The following is a 5,174-nucleotide window of genomic DNA, read 5'->3' on the forward strand; positions in this document are numbered from 1 at the left end:
CGCACATAACCGCGTGCCACACCCCGCCCCGCGACATACAACTCACCAACCACACCGATCGGAACCCGCCGCAAACCGGAATCCAACACAAACAACGCATCACCCGGCACCGGCGTACCGATAGGAGCTCCATGACCAGGCTTCATGGGCGCACTCATAGAGGCGTAAACGGTGCTTTCGGTAGGACCGTAGGAGTTGATCATTTCTCGGCCTGAAGCCCACCGATCGACAAGTTCGGGCGAGCACGCCTCACCCCCCACAAAAATGGTCCTCAATGCGCTCAGCCGCTGCGGTGACAGCCGGCCGAGGGCGGACGGGGTCTGGGTCAGAACCGAAACACTTTCGTTCACAAGTAGGTCATGAAAGTCGGTGGCAGAGTTGGCCGTGTCCTCAGAGGCTATGACTAAGCGGCCACCGTGCAGCAGAGCGCCCCACATCTCCCACACCGACACATCGAACGAGTACGAATGGAACATCGACCACACCTGTCCTGGCGACAATTCGGACGTCCGTGCGGGTCTGGTGAACAGTTGCGTCACGTTCTGGTGGGTGACCGAGACGCCTTTGGGTGTGCCTGTCGTTCCTGAGGTGTAGATGACATAGGCCGTCAGTTCTGGATGGGGGAATGGAAAGGTGACAGTGGGAGGTTCGACGGTGACCCTGCCCCCGAGGGTCACGACTGCCACTTTGCTCTCATCGACCCGGTGCAATTGCGCTACCGTTGTCACTATTGCTGCTGGTTTGGCGTCTTGTAGAACGAATGCCAGGCGCTCGTCAGGGGTGTTGATGTCGATCGGCAAGTAAGCAGAACCCAGCTTCAGCACCGAAAGTATGGCTATCACAGTGTGTTCCGAACGTGGCAGCAACAGTGCAACAACGTCCTCTACTCCCACCCCACGCCCAGCCAACAAATGAGCCAACTGCGTCGATGTGTCGTCCAACTCCTGATACGTCCACGACCGACCCTCGAACACCACCGCTATGACGTCCGGCCGCACCCTCACCTGCTCGGCGAACAACTCCGGAATCGACACGCCAGCAACGGACTCCGTCACAGCCGACCTGTTACCCAGTACGTCCAGCTGCGTCAGCTCATCCTCACCCAGGATGTCGAACGAAGCCAAAGGACGATCCGGGCCCGCCGCCATCGCAATCAATAGTGTCTGGAGCCATACCAGGATTTGCTTGGCCAACCGCTCGTCGAGGACCGCCATGCGGTATTCCAGCCGCACCCTCAGCTGTGGACCGGGCCAGATCTGTAAGGCGATTGGATAGTGAGTGAACTCGCGACTTGAGGCTATGCGTACGCTCAGTCCGTTTGTCTCGAGCTGCCCGCCGGACATCCTCAGTGGGTAGTTCTCGTAGACGAAGAGGGTGTCGAACAGTTGTTGATGTCCCGCGGCGCGCTGGATATCGGCCAGGGCCACGAACTGGTGGTCTAGCCCATCGTGGTAGTCGTCCCGCAGCATGCCGATCAGTTCAGCCGTGGTCGTCGTCGCGGTCAGGGATGCTCTTACCGGGACGGTGTTGATGAACATGCCCACCGCCGACTCGCTGCCGAACAGTTCTGCTGGCCGCCCCGATACGGTAGTGCCGAAGACGACGTCTCCGCTGCCAGTCAATGCGCCCAGCAGACGGCCCCAGGCGGCCTGTAGCACGATGTTCATGGTCGTGTTTTGCGAGCGAGCCAACTGCTCAACAGAACGCGTGACGTCGATAGGGAGGTCGACTCGCAACAGCGATCGCGCATCAGTGAAGCGATCTCCTGGATCTAACAAGGTCGGCGTTTGAAGTCCCGCCAGCAGCTTCTGCCAATGCCGCCGCGCCGCGCTCCAGTCCTGGGCGGATAGCCACTCGACGTAATTTCGGAAGGTGGGCGCGGGTGCCAGAGTCTCCCGTTCGTAGACGGCGAACATCTCTTTGAGCAGAATCTGGATTGACCAACCGTCCACCACGATGTGATGGACGGATAGCACCAGCGTGTGCTTATTCGTCCCAGTCTGATGAAGGAGAATCCGTAGCGGTGCCTCATCTACGAGGTTGCCGCAGGCGGCGAGCTCTGCATCCAGCAGCCTCTGATCGCACTCGTAGCCGTTAACTACCGTCCACGGTATGTCTGGGCGTGTCGGAATGATCTGCACCGGCTCGGGGAAACCCTCGGAGACGAACCGAGCCATTAGGTTGGGGTGGCGTCCGACGACTGTATGAGCGGCCTCGCGCAAGCGCGGCACGTCGAGTACGCCAGCAATCTCGATACCCAGTTGCACGGTGTACAGCTCTACGGGTTCATTACTGCCGGAACGGCGATGGAAAAGCAGCCCGGTTTGAAGCGGAGTCAGCGGGAGAAGGTCTGCTGGTTCCACGATTTGTGCGAGTTGATCGATCTGCCGCTGATTGACCACCGCCGGCAGGACGTCGGAGGGAGTCAGTCCTCCGCCGCCGTTCTGCACGTACGCCGCAATTCCAGCTAGAACGTCATACCAGCGCGCGTACAGCTCGGTGATATAGGAGCGATCCACCTGTGTGCTCGTCCAACTCCAGGACACGTGTAGTTCTGACTGCGAACCTTCGGCTAGCACGGCTGCATTGATGCCGACTGTGTGCGGCAACAGCATCGAGCGGGAACCAAAGCGTCGAGCATCAGGCGATTCAGTCGGTCCGAGGATCCGCCAATCTTCGAGGGGTGCGTCGAGCTGGCTCACGCTGCGCCGGCCGAGGTAGTTGAAGCCGATGGCGGGATCTACGCCAGACAGATTGTTGGTGCCTAGATACTTGAGAAGACCGTAGGTGATTCCGTCGGGGTGGGCACGCAGCTGTTCCTTGGCGTCCTTTATCCAGATACCCATGTCCGAGCCCCCGGTCAGAACAGTGTCACGGTCCATGGGTACGACGTTCAAAGCGACCGGGTGCTTTGCGGTGAACCATCCGACGGTGTTGGTCAAATCGATCCCACTGCCGATTTCATCGCGACGTCCGTGGCTCTCCACGTCGATGCGGAAAGGGACGTCGAAGTGCTGGTGCTGTTCAGCGAGGGCAGAACCGAGTGCGATGAGCAGCAGATCCTGAACGTTGATGTGCAGAGCCGCAGTCACGTCGGTTACCAGCACTTCGGTTAGCTCCGTGTCGATGCTGACCGACAGATGCTCCACATCGCGCCAGATACCAGGAGTCGGGTGCGGGCTGGGCAGCAGGGTGGCAACGGCTTCAATGCGCTGCCAATGCGGAAGCTGGTCAGTGACTTTCCGCTCGGCAGCGTACTGCGCCAACATCGTTGACCACTCACGGAACGAGGTGCCGCTGGCATCCAGGGTAATTTCTCGCCGCTCGGTGAGGCAGCGCCAACCCGTTGCGAGATCCCTTTGGATGATTCCCCAGGAGACCGCGTCGACCGCGAGGTGGTGGACGATGAGCAACAGCTGGCGGGTGCGCTCAGCCCACAGCCCATGCACCATGGCTCCTCGACGCGGGTCAAGACGGCTCAAGGCATTGGCAAACGTGGTATCGGAGAAGTCCACGACGGGGGTTACACAGTCGGCTGCGCTGATCGAGCCTGTTGGTAGGACGATGCAGTTGTCCGCGTCCTCAGTCGGGGCGTTGTCCACCTGCAACCGGAGCATGGCGTGCCGATCGACCAATGCCTGTAGTAACAACACCACGTCGCTGTACTTCGCCTGCTGCGGCCCCTGGAACAACATGGTTTGGTTGAACTCGTCTGTCGGTGCCGTGAGAGATGCCAGCCACCGCATGATCGGCGTTGCCGTGACGGGCCCAGCCTCAGCCGGCCGAAGGAGAGACTGCTCCGGGACCGAGAGCTGGAGAGCGTGGGCAAGTCGTGCCACGGTTCGCTCCACCAGGATGTCGCGGGGCTTGCAGTACAAACCGACTTGCCGGGCCCGGGACACCACCTGAATGGACGAGATGCTGTCGCCGCCTAGATCGAAGAACGAATCGTCGACTCCAACTTTCTCCACATTCAGTACGCGCGCGTAGATGTCAACCAGGCTCTCCTCGAGTGGAGTAGTCGGTGCTCGGTATTGGTTCGATTGTCCTAGTTGAGGTACCGGAAGCCTCTTTTTGTCAAGCTTGCCGTTACTCGTCATGGGCAATGCATCGAGGACCACGACCGCCGCAAGCGACATATATTCGGGCAGCCACGCGTCGGTCAAGCGGCGCAATTGGTTGCCATCCAACTCGCCCGCCCAGTCTGTGTGGGGAACGACGTAGCCGATCAGCCGTTTGTACCCTGGGTGGTCCTCATGGACGACGACCGCAGCCTGTCCTACTCCGGGGGCCGTCCGGAGCACCGATTCGATCTCACCGATTTCGATGCGGTAACCACGAATCTTCACCTGATCGTCAGAGCGACCCACATACTCCAGCTCGCCGTCGTGATTCCAACGAACCAGATCGCCGGTGCGATACATCCGCGAACCCAAAGGGCCGAGCGGACACGCGACGAATCGCGATGCCGTCAAGCCCGGCCGTCGCACATAACCGCGTGCCACACCCCGCCCCGCGACATACAACTCACCAACCACACCGATCGGAACCCGCCGCAAACCGGAATCCAACACAAACAACGCAGTGCCGGAGCCAGCGGCACCGATCGGCACTGCCCCTGTAGGGACTAGCGGTTCGGTCATCGAAACGTAGACGGTGCACTCGGTCGGGCCATAAGCATTGATCACGGCTCGCTCAGGCGTCACCCATCGCTCGATTAGCTGGGCTGGGCACGTCTCTCCCCCGAGTAGAAGTAGCGCGATCGACGGTAGCCCCTCGGGAGACAGCCGTGCCAACGCCGACGGTGTCTGGGTCAGCACCGTTACTTCTTCGTTTACGAGCAGGTTATGGAAATCGGAAGGAGAGTAGGCAACCTCTTCGGGAACCACGACCAGCCGTCCCCCGTGCAGAAGCGCGCCGCACATCTCCCAGACCGCGAAGTCGAATGCGTATGAATGGAACAGCGTCCATACGTGGTGGTGGGGTTCCAGAGTGCCGGTGGTCGGGTCCTCGACATTGGCGAGGCGCGCGATGTGGGTAGCGATGAGGTCATTGACGCCGCGGTGGGTGACCGAGACGCCTTTGGGTGTGCCTGTCGTTCCTGAGGTGTAGATGATGTACGCGAGGAGGTCAGCATTCGGCACCGGCAACGTCGTCGTCGGCTGTTCAGCGAC

1 protein-coding gene is annotated in these 5,174 nt (G+C 60.5%); it reads right to left on the minus strand.

Annotated elements, in window-relative coordinates:
* Positions 1 to 5,174: non-ribosomal peptide synthetase (locus CH262_RS24730; protein ID WP_143547167.1), on the minus strand; the 5,174-nt coding region annotated here is incomplete at both ends.

Origin of the sequence: Rhodococcus sp. 05-2255-1e (genome assembly GCF_002259025.1) — a bacterium.
Classification (GTDB): Bacteria; Actinomycetota; Actinomycetes; order Mycobacteriales; family Mycobacteriaceae; genus Rhodococcoides; species Rhodococcoides fascians.